Annotated in this window: 20 protein-coding genes; 16 read left to right on the forward strand and 4 right to left on the reverse strand. The window is 66.5% G+C overall.

The window, feature by feature from the left end:
- Positions 1–2: 2 nt before the first annotated feature.
- The 4 genes from EJI00_RS12660 to EJI00_RS12675 all read left to right on the forward strand — a co-directional run bounded on the left by EJI00_RS12660 (position 3) and on the right by EJI00_RS12675 (position 4,963).
- A complete protein-coding gene (locus tag EJI00_RS12660; protein WP_126747860.1) occupies positions 3–1,709 on the forward strand; it encodes an NAD(P)/FAD-dependent oxidoreductase in 1,707 nt (568 codons plus the stop codon).
- Positions 1,706–2,428: a response regulator transcription factor gene (locus tag EJI00_RS12665; RefSeq protein WP_126747861.1), complete on the forward strand. Its 723-nt coding sequence runs from the start codon at positions 1,706–1,708 to the stop codon at positions 2,426–2,428. Before EJI00_RS12660 ends, EJI00_RS12665 begins: the two co-directional genes overlap by 4 nt.
- Positions 2,429–2,435: 7 nt before the next feature.
- Positions 2,436–3,635, forward strand: coding sequence for an ATP-binding protein (locus tag EJI00_RS12670; protein ID WP_126747862.1), 1,200 nt, complete (start codon positions 2,436–2,438; stop codon positions 3,633–3,635).
- Between the two features lie 71 nt (positions 3,636–3,706).
- On the forward strand, positions 3,707–4,963 hold the full coding sequence (locus tag EJI00_RS12675; protein WP_126747863.1) for an O-antigen ligase family protein: 1,257 nt from the start codon (positions 3,707–3,709) through the stop codon (positions 4,961–4,963).
- 28 nt (positions 4,964–4,991) lie between these two features.
- Here EJI00_RS12675 and EJI00_RS12680 read toward each other — a convergent pair whose 3' ends face one another.
- Together EJI00_RS12680 and EJI00_RS12685 are read right to left on the reverse strand one after the other, a co-directional pair.
- Positions 4,992–5,201: a zinc-finger domain-containing protein gene (locus tag EJI00_RS12680; RefSeq protein ID WP_126747864.1), complete on the reverse strand. Its 210-nt coding sequence runs from the start codon at positions 5,199–5,201 to the stop codon at positions 4,992–4,994.
- Positions 5,202–5,206: 5 nt separating this feature from the next.
- Positions 5,207–6,157 carry a branched-chain amino acid transaminase gene (locus EJI00_RS12685; RefSeq protein WP_126747865.1) on the reverse strand — a complete coding sequence of 317 codons (951 nt, stop codon included), beginning with the start codon at positions 6,155–6,157 and terminating at the stop codon, positions 5,207–5,209.
- A gap of 133 nt (positions 6,158–6,290) precedes the next feature.
- Here EJI00_RS12685 and EJI00_RS12690 point away from each other — a divergent pair, with 133 nt between their 5' ends.
- Complete coding sequence (locus tag EJI00_RS12690) at positions 6,291–7,289, forward strand: recombination-associated protein RdgC (RefSeq protein ID WP_126747866.1); 999 nt, start codon at positions 6,291–6,293, stop codon at positions 7,287–7,289.
- Between the two features lie 22 nt (positions 7,290–7,311).
- Here the strand turns inward: EJI00_RS12690 and EJI00_RS12695 are convergent, their stop codons facing one another.
- Positions 7,312–7,752 carry a glycerate kinase gene (locus EJI00_RS12695; protein ID WP_126747867.1) on the reverse strand — a complete coding sequence of 147 codons (441 nt, stop codon included), beginning with the start codon at positions 7,750–7,752 and terminating at the stop codon, positions 7,312–7,314.
- Between the two features lie 217 nt (positions 7,753–7,969).
- On the opposite strand from EJI00_RS12695, the gene EJI00_RS12700 reads away from it, so the two are divergent.
- Positions 7,970–8,425: a hypothetical protein gene (locus EJI00_RS12700; protein WP_126747868.1), complete on the forward strand. Its 456-nt coding sequence runs from the start codon at positions 7,970–7,972 to the stop codon at positions 8,423–8,425.
- Positions 8,426–8,484: 59 nt separating this feature from the next.
- Here the strand turns inward: EJI00_RS12700 and radA are convergent, their stop codons facing one another.
- A complete protein-coding gene (gene radA / locus EJI00_RS12705) occupies positions 8,485–9,876 on the reverse strand; it encodes a DNA repair protein RadA (protein WP_126747869.1) in 1,392 nt (463 codons plus the stop codon).
- 98 nt (positions 9,877–9,974) lie between these two features.
- Here radA and hpaR point away from each other — a divergent pair, with 98 nt between their 5' ends.
- From hpaR to ilvD, 10 genes are all read left to right on the forward strand, one after another.
- Complete coding sequence (gene hpaR, locus EJI00_RS12710) at positions 9,975–10,409, forward strand: homoprotocatechuate degradation operon regulator HpaR (RefSeq protein WP_126747870.1); 435 nt, start codon at positions 9,975–9,977, stop codon at positions 10,407–10,409.
- A complete protein-coding gene (locus EJI00_RS12715) occupies positions 10,406–11,041 on the forward strand; it encodes a fumarylacetoacetate hydrolase family protein (RefSeq protein ID WP_126747871.1) in 636 nt (211 codons plus the stop codon). Before hpaR ends, EJI00_RS12715 begins: the two co-directional genes overlap by 4 nt.
- Positions 11,038–11,811, forward strand: a complete 774-nt coding sequence (locus EJI00_RS12720) for a fumarylacetoacetate hydrolase family protein (RefSeq protein ID WP_126747872.1) — start codon at positions 11,038–11,040, stop codon at positions 11,809–11,811. The genes EJI00_RS12715 and EJI00_RS12720 overlap by 4 nt, the downstream gene beginning before the upstream one ends.
- The gene (gene hpaE / locus EJI00_RS12725) at positions 11,808–13,268 is read left to right on the forward strand and encodes a 5-carboxymethyl-2-hydroxymuconate semialdehyde dehydrogenase (RefSeq protein WP_126747873.1); all 1,461 of its coding nucleotides are present in this window, start codon (positions 11,808–11,810) and stop codon (positions 13,266–13,268) included. The genes EJI00_RS12720 and hpaE overlap by 4 nt, the downstream gene beginning before the upstream one ends.
- 176 nt (positions 13,269–13,444) lie before the next feature.
- Entirely contained in the window at positions 13,445–13,780 is a 336-nt protein-coding gene (locus EJI00_RS12730) for an aromatic ring-opening dioxygenase subunit LigA (RefSeq protein ID WP_126747874.1), read from the forward strand.
- Positions 13,777–14,607: an extradiol ring-cleavage dioxygenase gene (locus tag EJI00_RS12735; protein WP_126747875.1), complete on the forward strand. Its 831-nt coding sequence runs from the start codon at positions 13,777–13,779 to the stop codon at positions 14,605–14,607. Before EJI00_RS12730 ends, EJI00_RS12735 begins: the two co-directional genes overlap by 4 nt.
- 13 nt (positions 14,608–14,620) lie before the next feature.
- Entirely contained in the window at positions 14,621–15,025 is a 405-nt protein-coding gene (locus EJI00_RS12740; protein WP_126747876.1) for a 5-carboxymethyl-2-hydroxymuconate Delta-isomerase, read from the forward strand.
- A gap of 4 nt (positions 15,026–15,029) precedes the next feature.
- Positions 15,030–15,833 carry a 2-oxo-hept-4-ene-1,7-dioate hydratase gene (gene hpaH / locus EJI00_RS12745; protein WP_126747877.1) on the forward strand — a complete coding sequence of 268 codons (804 nt, stop codon included), beginning with the start codon at positions 15,030–15,032 and terminating at the stop codon, positions 15,831–15,833.
- Positions 15,834–15,842: 9 nt separating this feature from the next.
- Complete coding sequence (locus EJI00_RS12750) at positions 15,843–16,673, forward strand: aldolase/citrate lyase family protein (RefSeq protein ID WP_126747878.1); 831 nt, start codon at positions 15,843–15,845, stop codon at positions 16,671–16,673.
- 21 nt (positions 16,674–16,694) lie between these two features.
- Positions 16,695–18,425 (forward strand): dihydroxy-acid dehydratase, encoded by a 1,731-nt coding sequence (gene ilvD, locus EJI00_RS12755; protein ID WP_126747879.1) that lies wholly within the window; start codon positions 16,695–16,697, stop codon positions 18,423–18,425.
- Positions 18,426–18,458: the final 33 nt, after the last annotated feature.

Raw genomic sequence — 18,458 nt, forward strand, 5'->3', positions numbered from 1 at the left:
CCATGACCGGCACTGCGCATACATGTGACGCAGTGATCATGGGCGGCGGGCTCGCGGGCCTCACGCTGGCGCTGCAGCTCAAGCAGCGCTTCGACGACATCGACGTGCTGGTGCTGGAGCGGCGAAAGCACCCGGTGCCGCACGCGGCCCACAAGGTGGGCGAGTCGTCGGTGGAAATCGGCGCGCACTACTTCGACACGGTGCTCGGCCTCAAGCCGCACATGGACAGCGCGCAGCTGCGCAAGTTCGGCTTTCGCTTTTTCTTCAGCGAGGGCCGACGCGACATCGACCAGGTCACCGAAATCGGCGCGAGCCGCTACCTGGCGGTGCCCAGCTACCAGATCGACCGCGGCATCTTCGAGAACTATCTTGCCCAAGAGGCCGTTCGGCGCGGCGTGCGCTTCGACGATGCCTCGCTGGTGCGCCGGGTCGAACTGGCTTCGGACGCCAAGGCGCCGCATCGCGTCGAATGGTCGCGCGGCGAGGAGACGCACAGCGCCGAGGCGCGCTGGATCATCGATGCCTGCGGGCGGGCCGGGCTGCTCAAGCGCAAGTTGGGGCTGGCCGAGCCCAACGCGCACGACGTCAACGCGGTGTGGTTTCGCATCGGCGAGCGCATTGCCATCGACGATTGGAGCGACAACGCCGACTGGCAGGCGCGCTGCGATCCCCGCGCGCGCTGGCTTTCGACCAATCACCTGTGCGGCGCCGGGTACTGGGCGTGGCTGATCCCGCTGGCTTCGGGTTCACACTCGGTGGGCATCGTGGCGGACCCGAAGCTGCATCCGCTGGACACCTTCGACACCTTCGACAAGGCGATGCAGTGGTTTGCCACCTACCAGCCGCGGCTGCATGAAGCGCTCGACGGCAAGCGGCACCTGCTGCAGGACTTCGCCTTTCTCAAGCACTTCTCGCATGGCTGCAAGCAGGTGGTCTCGGGCCAGCGGTGGGCGCTGACGGGTGAGGCGGGGCTGTTCCTCGACCCGTTCTATTCGCCGGGCAGCGACTTCATCGCGATGAGCAACACCTACATCACCGACCTGGTGGCGCACGACCGCGCGGGCCGTTCGGTGGAGGCGCGCGCGCAGCTGTACGACCAGATCTACCACTCGTTCTACGAGAGCACGCTGGCGCTCTACCAGGACCAGTACCCCCTCTTCGGCGACCCCGAGGTGCTGCCGGTGAAGGTGATCTGGGACTATGCCTACTACTGGGGCGTGCTGTCGCAGATCTTCTTCCAGCAGCGGCTCACCGACCTGATGCTGCTCGGCAGCCTGAAGGAAGAACTGCAGCATTGCCAGCGCCTGAACCTGGCGGTCCAGCAGCTGCTGCGGGCATGGTCCGCGGCAAGCGCCAGGCGCAATGCACCGGCCCTGCTCGACCAGGCCGCGATGCCATGGTTCGCCGAACTCAACCGGAGCCTGAAGGACCCGCGGCTGGACGATGCCGGGTTCAAGGCGCGCATCCGGGCCTCCACAGCGCAGCTGCGGCAGCTCGCACGCGAAATTCTCGAGCGGGCGCGGGCCGACAATACGGACCTGGGCGATTGCCCCCTGCCCTCTCTCCTCGAAGAAAACATGTCGTCGCCGCCCGCACGCGCGGAAAGCGGCGCTATGCTTTTCGCAGCGCTTCCGGTTGACCACCGGGAGCCGCGTTTACCCAACTTTACGGAGCGTTCAAGCCCCGTTGCCCCCCGTGCACGACCATGAAGCGCATGAGCACCCCCCAACTCCTGATGATCGAAGACGACGCCCGCCTGGCGCAGATGGTGGGCGAATACCTGACGCAGTCGGGTTTTCTCTTCACCCATGCCGGCGACGGCGCCAGCGGCCTCGAGCAGCTGCAGCAGCACGCGCCCGACCTGGTGATCCTCGACCTGATGCTGCCCGACACCGACGGCCTTGAAATCTGCCGCCGCATTCGCTCGCTGCCCGCACCGGCGTCGAAGGTGTCGGTGCTCATGCTCACCGCCAAGGGCGACCCCATGGACCGCATCATCGGCCTGGAGATCGGCGCCGACGACTACCTGCCCAAGCCTTTCGAGCCGCGCGAGCTGCTGGCGCGCATCCGCGCGGTGCTGCGCCGCCGCAGCGAGAACAACGCCGACACCGAAGCCAGCACGGTGATGCGCTTCGGCACGCTCGAGATCGACCGCAATGCGCGCACCGTGTCCGTGGCCGGCGCGCTGGCCGACCTCACCTCCTACCAGTTCGACCTGCTGGTGGCCATGGCCGAGCGCGCGGGTCGCGTGCTCACGCGCGACCAGATCATGGAAGCCGTGCGCGGCCGCGAGCTCGAGGCCTTCGACCGCTCGATCGACGTGCACATGGGCCGCATCCGCGCCGCCATCGAGGTCGACGCCAAGAACCCCAAGCGCATCCTCACGGTGCGCGGCGTGGGCTACGTGTTCGCCAAGCAGCAGGACTGACCGGCCGATGCTGCGCAGCCTGTACTCCCGGCACCTCTACGTTCGCATCTGGCTTGCGGTGGTGGGCGGCGTCGTCATCCTCACGCTGATGGCCAACTGGATCGTGCGCGAAGCCGCGGAGGCCGAGCGCGAGCGCCTGGCGCCGGTGCCGCGCAACGTCGTGGTGCTCGATGCGCAGGACCGCACCATCGGCAGCGGCAAGGCGCTGCGCGTGCCGGGCCAGGGGCTGGAGTTCGACGTGACGCTGAGCGACGGCAAGGCCATCACGCTGCGCGTGGCGCCGCGCGACCGGCCCACCGGCACCGGCGGGTTCGCGCCCTGGCGCACGCCTTTCGGCCTGGGCTGGATGATTGCGCTCGTGGGCATTGCCGTGGCGCTGGGCGTGTACCCCATCGTGCGGCGCCTGACCCAGCGGCTGGAGACGCTGCAGCGCGGTGTGCAGCGCTGGGGCGAGGGCGACCTTTCGGTGCGCGTGATCGAAGAAGGGCAGGACGAAGTGGCTGATCTCTCCAAACGTTTCAACGCATCGGCCGAACGCATCGAAAAACTGGTGCGCTCGCACAAATCGCTGCTGGCCAATGCATCGCACGAGCTGCGCTCGCCGCTCACCCGCATCCGCATGGGGCTGGAACTGATGGGCGACCGCCCGAGCCCCGCGGCGCGCGACGAAATCTCGCGCAACATCGGCGAGCTCGACCAGCTCATCGACGAGATCCTGCTGGCCAGCCGGCTCGATGCGAGCGAGGCCGACATGGGCACCATCGAGGCGGTCGACCTGACCGGGCTCGCGGCCGAGGAGTGCTCGCAGGTGAATGCCGAACTCGACCTGGTCGAAGGTACCGACAACGCCAGGCTCACCGTGCCGGGCGTGTCGCGCCTGCTGCGCCGCGCGATCCGCAACCTGCTCGAGAACGCGCGCCGCTATGGCAACGGCGACATCCGGGTGGAGCTTGGCAGTGCCAACGGCTTTGCCACGGTGCGCGTTACCGACCGCGGACCGGGCGTGCCACCGGCCCTGCGCGAACGCATCTTCGAGCCCTTCTATCGGCTGCCCGGCGCCAGCGAGCGCAACGGCGGCGTCGGCCTGGGGCTGGCGCTGGTGAAGTCGATTGCCGAGCGGCATGGCGGCAGCGTGCGCTGCGAAGAGGGGCCGGAGGGCGGCGCGAGCTTCGTGATCCGCCTGCCGGCGGGCGCACCCGCACATTGAATCCGCCTCCCGGCGGCGGGCCGGGGCCAGTCAGGTCGGGGCCACCCGGCCCCACCTAAAATCCCGCCCCTATGCAGAGATCGCACATCGTCAGGCCCGCGGCCGCGTTCTGGGGGCTGGTGGTGTTCCTGCCCGTCGGCGTCACCTACCTTTCGGCTTTGCTGCTGCTCGCCACCATGCTGGTGGCCGGCAGCTTGCGCGAGCGCTATGAGCGGCTGCGCGCCAACCCGCTGTGGTGGCCGCTGGTGGCGTACCTGGGGTGGACTTTCATCGTGCTGGCCATCGGGCCGCACTACCCCGAAACCGGCTCCAACCTGTTCCACGGCTTGCGCATCGGCATCACCATCTTGATGGCGATGGCGCTCACGCGCGAAGAAGCGATCTGGGCGCTGCGCGGCTTCCTGCTGATCGCGGCGCTGAACATCGTGCTGATCGTCGCGTTCTACGCCACAGGCTTTCCGATCTGGTCGCCGCTGCGCGCGGTGGTCATGGAGGTGGGCAACAAGTCCATCAGCAACGCACTGCTTTTCAGCGTGGTGGCCTCCACGGCCGCGGTGTGGGGCATTGCGCAGATTGCCGCGCACAGGCCGCTGCGTGCCGTTCCCGCCTTTGTGCTGGTGCTCGGCCTGGGCCTGGTGGTGGCGCTGCCGCTCACCTCGCGCACCTCGGTGCTCGCGCTGATGCTGGTGATTCCGGTGGTGTGCATCCACCAATGGCGCAGCCACCTGAAGATGCTGGTGAGTTCGCTCGTGCTGGGCGCCGTGGTGCTGGCCGCCGCGCTCTACCAGCTGCCGCAGCTGCAGCACAAGGTCGAGACCGGCATCGAGGAGATCGAAAAGGCGCAGGCCGGCGCGGTCTTCAAGGGCAGCTGGGTCATCCGCTACTACATGTACCGCGACACCGGCCTCATGATTGCCGACCGGCCGCTCACCGGATGGGGCATCGGCGGCTGGACCAGCCAGTGGCACAAGCGCGGACCGGCGATGTTTGCGGATTCGAACATGCCGCACAACGACTTCCTGTGGGTCGGCGCGCAGGGCGGCCTGCCGGCGTTGCTGAGCCTGCTGGTGATCATGGTCGGCGCCGTGTGGCAGGCGTGGAAACGGCCCGACATTGCGGGTCGCTACGCGTTGGCGGCCACGCTGATCGCGCTGATCGCGTCCAGCGTGAACTCCGCTGTACGCGACGCGCAGATCGGCCTAGCGCTGCTGTGGATTGCAATGGTGTACCTGCGGCTTGCGCAGGAACCCCGGAGCACGCAACCCTGGAACGACTTGTTGCCGGGAAGCCGCATGGCAGCGGTGCCCGAGGCTCCCGCTTCCAGCTAGATCGCTATCGGACAGCGGCCGGCACTGCTCAGTGCCGCGACGACACCGTCTCGCCCGCCTTCAGGCGGTAGACGGTGCCGCAGTACGGGCACTTGGCCTCGCCGGTGCGCGCCACGTCGAGGTACACCTTGGGATGGGTGTTCCAGAGCTTCATGTCGGCCTTGGGGCTGGGGCAGAACACGCCGCCCTGGTGGTTGAGCTCCTTGGCCAGGAGTTCGACGACTGCGTTGGTAGACATGTTTCTCAGACCTTCGTGAGCCAGTGGGCGTACTTGGGGTTCTTGCCGTTCACGATGTCGAAGAAGGCAGCCTGGATTTTTTCGGTGATCGGGCCGCGCGAGCCGCCGTCGCCGCGGTTGCCGATTTCCACGCGGTCGAGCTCTCGGATGGGCGTCACTTCAGCCGCGGTGCCGGTGAAGAAGGCTTCGTCGGCAATGTAGACCTCGTCGCGCGTGATGCGCTTTTGCACCAGCTCGAGCCCCAGGTCCTTGCACACGTGCAGGATGGTGTTGCGGGTGATGCCGTTCAGCGCGCCGGCCGACAGGTCGGGCGTGTAGACCACGCCGCCCTTCACCACGAAGATGTTCTCGCCCGCGCCTTCGGAGACGAAGCCGTTCGCGTCGAGCAGCAGCGCCTCGTCGTAGCCGTCGTCCAGCGCTTCCATGTTGGCGAGGATGGAGTTGGTGTAGTTGCTCACCGTCTTGGCCTGCGTCATCGTGATGTTGACGTGATGGCGGGTATAGCTCGAGGTCTTCACGCGGATGCCGCGCTTCATGCCTTCTTCGCCCAGGTAGGCGCCCCACGACCAGGCCGCCACCATGGCGTGCACCTTGTTGCCCTTGGGGCTGACGCCGAGCTTTTCGGAGCCGATCCAGATCAGCGGGCGCAGGTAGCAGCTTTCGAGCTTGTTCTCGCGCACGACCTGCTTCTGGGCTTCGTTCAGCTGTTCCTGCGAGAAGGGAATCTTCATGCGCAGGATCTTGGCGCTGTTGAACAGGCGCTCGGTGTGCTCGGCCAGGCGGAAGATGGCCGTGCCTTCGGCCGTCTTGTAAGCGCGCACGCCCTCGAATGCGCCGCAGCCGTAGTGCAGCGTGTGGCTCAGCACGTGGATCTTGGCGTCGCGCCAGTCCACGAGTTCGCCGTCCATCCAGATCTTGCCGTCACGGTCGTCCAGCGAGGGGGGGATCGAGCTCATTTCCTGATTCCTTTGGGGGGCAGCTGTGTGGGGAGCGACCCGGGAGTCGCAAAAGCTTTCGATTTTACGGCGCCCGGCGGAACGGGGTGCCCGACAATGGCGGGTTGTCCAAACCAGTGGAAAAAGGGTTTCCGTGTCCGTATTCAAGAACGTCATCGTCTATCGCATCGAACCTGCCTGGTCCCAAACACTGACCGAGATCGAAGAAGGCCTCGGCAAGCAGCGCTTCGAACCCTGCGGCCCTTCGCAGGAAAAATCCGCCGGCTGGGTCGAACCCCGCGGCGAAGCCAACGGCCCGCTGGTCGAATCCATCGGCGGCCAGTGGCTGGTCGAATACATGATCGAGAGCAAGCAGGTGCCCGGCTCCGTGGTGCGCCGCAAGCTCGACGAACGCTGCGCGCAGATCGAAACCACCACCGGCCGCAAGCCCGGCAAGAAGGAAAAGAAAGAGCTCAAGGAAGACATCACCCTCGAGCTGCTGCCCATGGCCTTCACGCGCAGCGCCCGCGTGGCCGTGTGGATCGACCAGGCCGAGCGCCGCCTCGTGATCAACAGCGCCAATGCCGCCCGCGCGGACGAAGTGGTGACCAGCCTCGTGAAGTCGCTCGACGGCTTTGCCGTGGCCCTCATCAATACGCAGATCGAGCCCGCCGCCGCCATGGCCAACTGGCTGCTCACGCAGGAGCCGCCGGCCGGCTTCACCATCGACCGCGAGTGCGAGCTCAAGGCGTCGGACGATTCCAAGGCGGTAGTGCGCTACGCCAAGCATCCGCTCGACATCGAGGAAGTGCAAAAGCACATCACCGACGGTAAGCGCCCCACACGCCTGGCGCTCACCTGGGACGACCGCGTGTCCTTCGAGCTGACGCACGGCATGCTGATCCGCAAGATCGTGTTTCTCGAAGGCACGGGCGACGGTGCCTCGGGCGGCAAGAAGGAAGACAACTTCGACGCCGACGTGGCCATTGCCACCGGCGAGCTCGGCCAGCTGGTGCCGGCGCTGCTCGATGCATTGGGCGGCGAAGCGGCGTTCAGCGGCGCGCCGACCGATGCACCCCCCAAGGCTGCTGCGGAGGCGCCCATGACCACCACCCCGGCGGACGCCGAGGTCGAGGAAGACGCGCCGTTCTGATCTGACGGCGCTTCGCGGCGGCTCAGCCCGCCGTGTTTTCTTCGGAAGGCGGGGCGTCGGGCTCCGCTTCAGGGCGTGTCAGCGTCCAGCTTTGCAGCTTGCCGCCGTTGAACACGGCGTCGACGTACGAGCCGCCGGTATCGGTCCAGCGGTAGAGCTCGGGTTGCTCGTCCTGCGGCGAGCGCAGCTCGCCAAGCGCTCGCGTCATCGCGATCACGTGCATCAGCGTGACGCCCTTCTTGAGCTTGGCGTTGAGCATCACCGAGCTTGCGACATAGCCGACCGGGCGATCGGCCGCGCGCTTGAGCACCTGCATGGCGCGGGTGAAGTGCATCAGCAGGAACATCACGATCACGCCGCCCGCGAGGGCGACGCCGCCCCATCCGCCGCTGCGCCAAGCCAGCCCGAGAAGGACGATGGCGCCCACGGGCACCAGCAATTTCTGGAAATTCATGGCGCGCATTGTCGCCGCGCGGCGGCCTGCGCCCGGCCGGCATCATTCGAAAGTACGCATGTGAATAGCGGGCACTTTCTTGCCGCCCCGGCAAGGCCGGCGTCAGTAGCGGCCGTGGCTACCGCCGGGCGCGCGGCGCGGTACTCGCCCTGAAAAGCACCCGGCGCGGGAGCACCAGCCGGCACATTTCATCTCACGGGCATCAGCCCGGGCCACTGAAAAGCGTATGAGCATTCCCCGATCCGTCACATTCGTTCGTCTCAGCCTTTGCGCCGCACTCACGGCCACCGCTCTCAGCGGTTGCTACGTGGTGCCGCTCGGACAACCCGCTCCCGCGGCGCCGCCTTCGCAGGCCTATGCCGTCGCACCGGGCCCGGTGGCGCAAAGCTTCAGTGCGCGGTTGTATCCGTCGAACGCCGAAGCGGCGCGCTACGGAACCATTGCAGGCACTGTGACCAACGACATGAACGGACGCGGACGCTTCAATACGGTGATCGGCGATGAGCAGTTTCAGGGAGAGGCGACCCGGGTTGCGGGCTCGCGAGGTGCCGGCCTGGCGAATGCCAGCGGCAATCGCGGCGGCAACCTGAGTTGCCAGTACACGATGAACTCGGCCACGTTGGGCAGCGGCCAATGCGTGCTCAACGGCGGACCGGCGTTCACGATGCACATCGGGGGGTAGGGAGGGTGGCCCGGCGCGCCTGTGGTGCGCCGGGCATTTTTTTCCCGGCAATCAATCAATCAGTCGAGGCGGCGGACCACGTCCATCGCCTCTTCGATGCGTTCGACGGCGTGAATGGTCAGGCCTTCGATTTCCTTCGTGCCCTTGCGCGGCGCATTGGCCTTGGGCACCACGGCCACGCTGAAGCCCAGCTTGGCCGCTTCGCGCAGGCGCTCCTGTCCGCGCGGCGCGGGGCGCACTTCGCCCGCCAAGCCGACTTCGCCAAACGCGATGAAGCCCTTGGGGAGCGGCTTGCCACGCAGGCTCGAAGTAATGGCGAGCATCACGGCCAGGTCGGCCGCGGGTTCGCTGATGCGCACGCCGCCCACCGCGTTGACGAACACATCCTGGTCCATGCAGGCCACGCCTGCGTGGCGATGCAGCACGGCCAGCAGCATCGCGAGGCGGTCGCGGTCCAGGCCCACCGACAGGCGGCGCGGGCTCGGCCCGCCGTTGTCGACCAGCGCCTGGATTTCCACCAGCATCGGCCGCGTGCCTTCGAGCGTGACCAGCACCACGCTGCCGGGCACCGGCTCGGCATGCTGGCTCAGGAAGATCGCGCTCGGGTTGGTCACGCCCTTCAGGCCGCGCTCGGTCATGGCGAACACGCCGATTTCGTTCACGGCGCCAAAGCGGTTCTTGATGGCCCGCACGAGGCGGAAGCTCGAATGCGTGTCTCCCTCGAAGTACAGCACCGTATCGACCATGTGCTCGAGCACGCGCGGGCCAGCGAGCGCGCCCTCCTTCGTGACGTGGCCCACCAACACCACCGCCGTGCCGCTGGTCTTGGCAAAGCGCGTGAGGTGCGCCGCGCATTCGCGCACCTGCGCCACCGAGCCGGGGGCCGAAGTGAGCTGATCGGAATACACCGTCTGGATCGAATCGATCACCGCGATGGCCGGCCGATTGGCGTCGAGCGTGGCAATGATCTTTTCGAGCTGGATCTCGGCCAGCACCTGCACCTGCGAATGGTCGAGCCCGAGCCGCTTGGAGCGCAGCGCCACCTGCGAGCCGCTTTCCTCGCCGGTGACGTAAAGCGCGTTCTGCCCCGCGCGCTGCAGCGCATCGACCGCCTGCAGCAGCAGCGTCGACTTGCCGATGCCCGGGTCCCCGCCGATCAGCGTGACGCCGCCCGAGACGATGCCGCCGCCCAGCACGCGGTCGAGCTCGTCGAGCCCGGTGGGCGTGCGCGCGACGTCGGTCGCTTCTATTTCAGAGAGGGTTGCGAGTTCGGACACGCCCGCGAGCGCGGCGTACTGCGTGCCGAAGCGGTTGTTGGCCGGGCCGCTGCTGCTGCCCGCCACCTGCTCGATGAGTGTGTTCCAGGCGCCGCAGCTCGGGCATTTGCCGAGCCACTTGGGGCTGGTGCCGCCGCATTCGCTGCAGACGAAGAGAGATTTTTCCTTGGCCATGCAAGGAGTTTAGGTGTCCGCACAAACCCTGATGGAAAACGGCTTGGAAAGAAACTCCCAATCATTTAACATGTTAACTAATTTGAAAGGCACCGCTCTTGAGCACCACCTTCGCGCACCGCAATTTGCCGCGCCTGCTGCTGCAGGCCCGCGAAGCCGTGATGGCCCACACCCGGCCCAGCTTGCGCGAACACGCGTTGTCCGACCAGCAATGGCGCGTGCTGCGCGTGCTCGGCGAGCACGGCGCTGTAGAAACAGGCCACGTCGCGCGAGAGGCGTTCATCCTTGGGCCCAGCCTTACCGGCGTGCTGGCGCGCATGGAGCGCGACAAGCTCATCACGCGCAGCCGCGATCCCGCGGACCAGCGCCGCACCGTGGTCGAAGCCACGGCGCACGGCATGAAGCTGGTAAAGCGTCTGTCGACCAGCATCGAGGCGCACTACGAGTGGATGGAAAAGTCGCTCGGCAAGGCCAAGCTCACCCAGCTCTACGGGCTGCTCGACGAACTCATCGCGCTGGAGCAGCCCGAATGACCCCCTCTCCTTTCCTGCCCACCGGCACGGTGTACGGCACGCTGCTGAACTTCCGCGCGGAAGTGGAAGCGCTCGCGCCACAAATGACGCAGCCGCCGTACAAGGCGCCGCCGAAAGCGCCGGTGCTCTATGTGAAGACTGCCAACACCTGGAGCCCGCATGGCAGCGCGATCACCGTGCCTGCATCCGTGCCCGAAGTGGAGATCGGCGCGAGCATCGGCCTGGTGATCGGCGCCGAGGGCGATGTGGAAGGCTTCGTGCTGATGAACGATTTGTCGATCCCGCATGCGAGCTTCTTTCGCCCGCCGGTGAAGTTCAAGTGCGTCGATGGCTTCCTCGGCATCGGCCCGGCGCTGCGCGATGCGCAGGAAGTGGCCGACCCAGCCAACTTTCGCATCGAGGTGCGCATCAACGGCGCGCTCAAGCAGTCGATCGATTTCTCGCAGCTCGTGCGGCCGGCTCAGCAACTGCTTGCCGACGTGGGCGAATTCATGACGCTCGCGCACGGCGACGTGCTGCTGCTGGGTTGCGATGCCGGTCGGCCGCTGGCGCGCGCGGGCGACCGCATCGAGATCTCCTCGCCCGGTTTCGAGACATTGATCAACACGCTGGTGCAGGAGGCCGCCGCATGAAGCACGCACGCGTCATCTACGAAGGCCGCGAGCACACCGGCATTGCCCACGAATTCGGCGGCCAGCCCGACGCGGCCGTGCGCCTGGACGACGGCCGCGTCGTGCCGCAAGAGCAGCTCACCTGGCTGCCGCCGCTCGCACCCACGGCGCGGCCGCGCACCATCCTCGCGCTTGGCCTCAACTACGTCGACCATGCCAAGGAGCTCGAGTTCAAGGCGCCGGAGGAACCGCTGGCGTTCGTCAAGGGCCAGAGCACGCTCATCGGCCACCGCCAGCACACGCACCGCCCGAACGGCGTGCAGTTCATGCACTACGAATGCGAGCTCGCCATCGTCGTCGGCAAGACCGCGAAGAACGTGACGCGCGATGACGCCTACGACTTCATCGGCGGCTACACCGTGGCCAACGACTACGCGATTCGCGACTACCTTGAGAACTGGTACCGCCCCAACCTGCGCGTGAAGAACCGCGACACCTGCACGCCGCTCGGCCCCTGGTTCGTCGATGCGGCCGACGTGCCGGACCCGATGGCGCTTGCCCTCAAGACGACGGTCAACGGCACTGTCACGCAGCAGGGCAGCACGCGCGACATGATCTTCGACGCACCGTTTCTCATCGAGTATTTCAGCCGCTTCATGACGCTCTCGCCGGGCGACCTGATCCTCACCGGCACGCCGGACGGGGTGGTCGACTGCAAGCCCGGCGATGTGGTGGCGACTGAGATCGAGGGCGTCGGCGCGCTGGTCAACACCATCCAAGGAAAAGCATGAGAGTCGATCACCTGATCGCCGGCAAGCGCGTGGCCGGCACCGACTACTTCGAAACCGTCAACCCCGCCACGCAAGAGGTGCTGGCCGAGGTTGCCTCCGGCGGCGAAGCCGAAGTGAACGCGGCGGTGGCCGCGGCCAAGGAAGCGTTCCCAAAGTGGGCCGGGCTGCCCGCGACCGAGCGCGCGAAGCTGGTGCGCAAGCTGGGCGACCTGATCGCGAAACACGTGCCGGAGATCGCGCAGACCGAGACCAACGACTGTGGCCAAGTCATCTCGCAAACCGGCAAGCAGCTCATTCCGCGTGCGGCCGACAACTTCTACTACTTTGCCGAGATGTGCACGCGCGTCGACGGCCACACCTATCCCACGCCCACGCACCTGAACTACACGCTGTTCCATCCCGTGGGCGTGTGCGCGCTCATCAGTCCGTGGAACGTGCCGTTCATGACGGCCACGTGGAAGGTCGCGCCCTGCCTCGCCTTCGGCAACACCGCGGTGTTGAAGATGAGCGAGCTCTCGCCGCTCACGGCCGCACGGTTGGGCGAGCTCGCGCTCGAAGCGGGCATTCCGCCCGGCGTGTTGAACCTGGTGCACGGCTACGGCAAGGAAGCGGGCGAGCCGCTGGTGGCACACCCCGATGTACGCGCAATTTCGTTCACCGGCTCCACCGCCACCGGCAACCGCATCGTGAAGAGCGCGGGCCTGAAGAAGTTCAGCATGGAGCTGGGCGGCAAGAGCCCGTTCGTGATCTTCGACGACGCAGACCTGGACCGTGCGCTGGATGCGGCGGTGTTCATGATCTTCAGCAACAACGGCGAACGCTGCACGGCCGGCTCGCGCATCCTGGTGCAGCAGTCGATCTACGCCGACTTTGCCGCGAAGTTCGCCGAGCGCGCCAGGCGCATCACCGTGGGCGACCCGCTCGACGAGAACACCATCATCGGCCCGATGATTTCGCAGGGCCACATGGCGAAGGTGCGCAGCTACATCGAGCTCGGCCCGAAGGAAGGCGCGACGCTCTTGTGCGGCGGACTCGAGGTTCCGAGCAACCTGCCGGACCGCGTAAAGAAAGGCAACTATGTGATGCCCACGGTCTTCGCCGACGTCGACAACCGCATGCGGATTGCGCAAGAAGAAATCTTCGGCCCGGTCGCCTGCCTGATCCCGTTCAGGGACGAGGCCGACGCGATCCGCCTGGCCAACGACATCCAATACGGCCTCTCGAGCTATGTGTGGACGGAGAACATCGGCCGCGCGCACCGCATGGCGGCAGCAGTTGAGGCTGGCATGTGCTTCGTCAACAGCCAGAACGTACGAGACCTTCGACAGCCCTTTGGTGGCACCAAGGCCTCGGGAACGGGACGCGAAGGCGGTACGTGGAGCTATGAAGTGTTTTGCGAGCCGAAGAACGTCGCGGTGTCGATGGGATCGCACCATATTCCGCATTGGGGTGTGTGAGATGAACACGGAATACCCTCTTGGGCACGCACCAACAGCCTGCCCAAGTGCACAGGGCATCGGGTGCTCCGCGCAGCGAAATAAAGGAGGAGGGGCGCAGCCCCGGGGGACATTCGCGGAGAGGAGTACCCGGTGGCCTTTGCACACGCCCTGAACAACGACACAGAGCAATTGCAATGAGCCTCTACGCAATGCAAAAATTCCTGTTCGCCCTCAACCGCGACACCGACGTGCAGCGCCGCTACGCAGAAGCCGGCGAAACGCGCGCAGCCTTGCTGGCGGCCTATGATTTCAACGACGAAGAACGCGAAGCCATCGACAAGGGCGACATCGGCAAGCTCTACGTGCTCGGCTGCAACGGACAGCTCCTGATGCACTTCGCACCGCTGCTCGGCATTGCATGGGCCGACTACCTGGAAGCCATGCGCGAAGGCGTGCGCAAATACGGTCCCGTGCGCGCAGGCATCTACGCGATGACAACGGGCACTGACGAAAAGGTGGCAGGCGTATGAGTCTTGTATTCGCAGGCGTTTGCAGCCACGCCCCTGGCATCACCGGCCGCGCGCACCTCGCCGATCCGGCGGTGAAGGACGAATTTCACGCGCAGTTTCATCGCTTCGGCGAAGCGATGCGCGCGACGAAGCCCGATGCGGTGATCGTGGTCGCGGCCGAGCACTTCGCGAACTTCTTCATGAACAACATGCCGGCGTACGCCATCGGCATGGCTGACAGCTATGAGGGGCCGATCGAGGACCCGAAGTGGCTCGGCATCGAGAAAACCAAAGTGCCCGGCGACGCCGCGCTCTCGCAGCGCCTGATTCGCGAAGTGATGCAGACGGCAGACGTGGCCTACGCGGAAGAATGGAAGTTCGACCACGGCATCATGGTGCCGCTGCACTTTCTCACGCCGAAGTTCGACACCAAGGTCATCCCCGTGAACATCAACTGCCAGGGGCCACCGCTCACGCCGCTGCACCGCGCCTGGGCTTTCGGCGAGGCATTGCGCCGCGCCTGCGACAAGGCGCCCGAACGCATTGCGCTGGTGGGCACCGGCGGCATTTCGCACTGGCCCGCCACACCCGATTCGGGCAAGGTCAACGCGGAGTGGGACGCCGAGTTCATGCGACGCTGGTGCGCCAACGACCGCGAAGCATTGCTCTCTCAGGCCGACTACAACGACGAAGCCACGTACCGCGAAGCCGGCCAGGGCGGCTTCGAGATTCGTACCTTTCTTAGCGTGGCTGCGGCCGCGCGCGGCAAGGGCCGCATCCTGCACATGAAGGCCATCCCCATCTTCGCGGTGACATGCACCGCCGCGACGATGTCGATCGAAGAATGAGCAGAACACCGCCATGCCTCATCTCGTGATCCTGTACACGCCCAACATCGAAGCCGAAACCGACATGTCGGCGCTTTGCCGCACGCTGGCCGACACCATGCTCAAGCAGCACGACGAGGCCGGCAAGCCGGTGTTCCCTATCGGCGGAACCCGCGTGCTGGCCTACCCCGCCGCGCACTATGCGGTGGCCGATGGCAAGGCCGACTACGCCTTCGTGTACCTCAACATCCGCATGGCGGGCGGGCGCTCCGAAGCCGTGAAGAAAAAGGCCGGCGACGAACTGCTGGCCGACGTGCGCGCGCATTTCGAACCGATTTTCGACAAGCGCCACATCGGCATCACGCTGCAGATAGACGAAAGCCCGGGCCAGGTGTATGACGGCAAGCACAGCAACCTGCATCCCCTCTTCAACAAATAAGCTCATGCTCACCTCCGACACCATTGCCAGGCTGGCGGCCGAACTGCACGAAAGCGAAAAATCGCGCGTGCAGGTCGAGCATTTTTCCAAGCGTTTTCCCGAAATGACGGTGGAAGACGGCTATGCCATCTCGCGCGAATGGGTCAAGGCCAAGATCGCCGAAGGCCGCACCGTGAAGGGCCACAAGATCGGCCTCACCTCGCGTGCCATGCAGCTGTCCAGCCAGATCGACGAACCCGACTACGGCACGCTGCTCGACGACATGTTCTTCGAGCAGGGCGGCGACATTCCCTTCACGCGCTTCATCGCGCCGCGCATCGAGGTGGAGCTGGCCTTCATTCTCGGCAAGAAGCTGCAGGGTCCGAACGTGACCATCTTCGACGTGCTGGCCGCCACCGATTACGTGGTGCCCGCCATCGAGATCATCGACGCGCGCATCGAACAGTTCGACCAACACACCAAGGCGCCGCGCAAGGTGTTCGACACCATTGCCGACAACGCAGCCAATGCGGGCATCGTGCTCGGCGGCCGACCGGTCAAGCCCGATGCGGTCGACCTGCGCTGGGTGAGCGCGCTGCTCTACAAGAACGGCGTGATCGAGGAATCGGGCGTGGCCGCGGCCGTGCTCAACCACCCGGCCACGGGCGTGGCCTGGCTCGCGAACAAGCTCGCGCCGTGGGACGAACGCCTCGAAGCCGGCGAAGTCGTGCTCGGCGGCTCGTTCACGCGGCCGACCACCGCCCTGCCGGGCGACACCTTCCATGCCGACTACGGCCCGCTGGGCAGCATCGCCTTCCGTTTCGCCTGAAAGACTTCCATGCAAACACCGCTCAATACCTTCAAGCAGGCAATGCAGGCCGGCGAACAGAAAATCGGCCTCTGGGTCGGCCTGGCCGACGGCTATGTGGCCGAGCTGCTGGCGGGCACCGGATTCGACTGGTTGCTGGTCGATGGAGAGCATGCGCCCAACGACGTGCGCTCTGTGCTCGCGCAGCTGCAGGGCATCTCCAGCGCATGGTCGGCGCAGCCCGAGGCCGAACGCTCACACCCCGTGGTGCGCGTTCCGGTGGGCGACACCACGCTGCTCAAGCAATACCTGGACATCGGCGCGCAGACCGTCCTGGTGCCGATGGTCGACACCGCCGAACAGGCCGCACGCATGGTGCGAGGCATGCGCTACCCGCCCGAAGGCATTCGCGGCATGGGCAGCGCCCTGGCGCGCGCCTCGCGCTGGCAGGCCTACCCCGGGTACCTGCATGAAGCCAACGCGCAGACCTGCCTGCTGGTGCAGGCCGAAACGGTCGAAGCCATGAAGAACCTCGACGCCATCGCGGCCACCCCGGGCGTGGACGGCGTGTTCATCGGGCCGGCCGACCTGTCGGCATCGATGGGCTTCGTGGGCCAGCCGAACCACCCCGAGGTGCAGGCCGTGATCGCCGACGCCATCGCGCGCATCCGCAAGGCCGGCAAGGCGCCGGGCATTCTCTCGACCACCGAGGAACAGGCGCGCAAGTGGCTGGCCGCCGGCGCGCAATTCGTCGCCGTGGGGGTGGACACCATTCTGCTCACGGCGGCAGCGAAGCAACTGGCGGCCAAATACAAAACCGACAAGAACGCCGCGGGCACCGCCACGCCCAACGGCTACTGAAAACGCTCCCCTTCCTGCGCCATGACTTCCCCGACCAACCCAAAGCGCTTCCGCTCCGCCACCATCCGCGAAGGCACGATCCGCGCGACCACGCGCAGCTTTCTGCATGCGCTGGGCCAGGACGACGAGGACATCGAACGTCCGCACATCGGCGTGTTCCACACTGGCGGCGAAATGAGCCCGTGCAACCTCAACCTGCGCGAGCAGGCACAGCACGCCAAGACCGGCATCTACGCCGGTGGCGGCACGCCGCATGAATGCCCGGTGGTGTCGGTGAGCGACGGGCTCACCATGGCGCATTCGGGCATGCGCTTCTCGCTCATTTCGCGCGAGCTGATTGCCGACAGCGTCGAGGCTTCCACGCGCGGCCACCAGTGGGACGGCATATTCGCTATCGGCGCCTGCGACAAGAACCTGCCGGGCCTGATGATGGGCATGGTGCGCTGCAACGTGCCGAGCGTGTTCGTGCATGGCGGCTCGGCGCTGCCGGGGCAGATGCCGGGGCCGGATGGCCGCGACCTCAACGTGGTCGATACGTACGAAACCATCGGCAAAGTGCTGGCCGGCACCGCCACCCACGGCGAACTCGATGCCATGAGCCGCGCCTGCCTCCCCACGGCGGGCGCCTGCGCGGGCCAGTTCACGGCCAACACCATGGGCATGGTGTCCGAGGCGCTGGGGCTTGCGCCCATCGGCTCCAGCATGGTGCCGGCGGTGTTCAGCGAGCGGGCACCGCTGATGCGCCGCGCCGCGAAGAACCTCATGAAGGCGGTGATGGGAGACAGCCCACTGCCGCGCGACATCGTCACGCGCAAGGCGCTCGAAAACGCCTGCGCCGTCGTCTCGGCCACGGGTGGCTCGACGAATGCCGCGCTGCACCTGCCGGCCATTGCGCACGAAGCCGGCATCAAGTTCCACCTGGACGACGTGGCCGAGATCTTCGCGCGCACGGCGCTCATCGCCGACCTGCGCCCGGGCGGCCAGTACCTGGCGCGCGACGTGTTCTACATCGGCGGCGCGGGCGTCATCTTGCGCACCTTGATGGAGCAAGGCTTTCTGCACGGCGACGCACTCACCTTCACCGGCCGCACCATGGCCGAAGAGCTGGCCGATGCCGCCGCGCCCGACGGCCGCGTGGTGCGCGCAGCCGGCAACCCGATCACGCGCGACGGCGGGCTGGCCGTACTCAAGGGCAATCTCTGCCCCGACGGCGCGCTGCTCAAGACCGCGGGCCTGCAGACGCTGGTGCACCGCGGCCCGGCGCGCGTCTTCAACTCCGAGGAAGAAGCCCAGGCGGCGGTGCAGAACCGCCGCTACGAGCCCGGCGACGTGATCGTGATCCGCAACGAAGGGCCCAAGGGCAGCCCCGGCATGCGCGAGATGCTGGGCATTACCGCCCTGCTCTACGGCCAGGGCATGGGCGACAGGGTGGCGCTTCTGACCGACGGCCGCTTTTCCGGCGCCACGCGCGGCCTGTGCATCGGCTATGCCGGCCCGGAAGCAGCCGACGGCGGGCCGATTGCGGTGCTGCGCGACGGCGATGTGGTGGCCATCGATGCGCGCGCCGATGCACGCAGCATTTCGGTGGAACTCACGGCGGAAGAAATTGCGCTCCGGCTCTCCAAACGTGAGGTAAACGCGGGGGTGGCGCACCGCGGCTTGCTGGAAAAATACGCGCTCACCGTGCGTCCTGCCCATCAGGGCGCAGTGACCCATTCGGGCGCAGTCACCTGGCTGCGCGACGAGTCGTAAACCCGCAACCAACCACCAACACCCGGAGACAGA

Source organism: Variovorax sp. DXTD-1 (assembly GCF_003984625.1).
Classification (GTDB): domain Bacteria; phylum Pseudomonadota; class Gammaproteobacteria; order Burkholderiales; family Burkholderiaceae_C; genus Variovorax.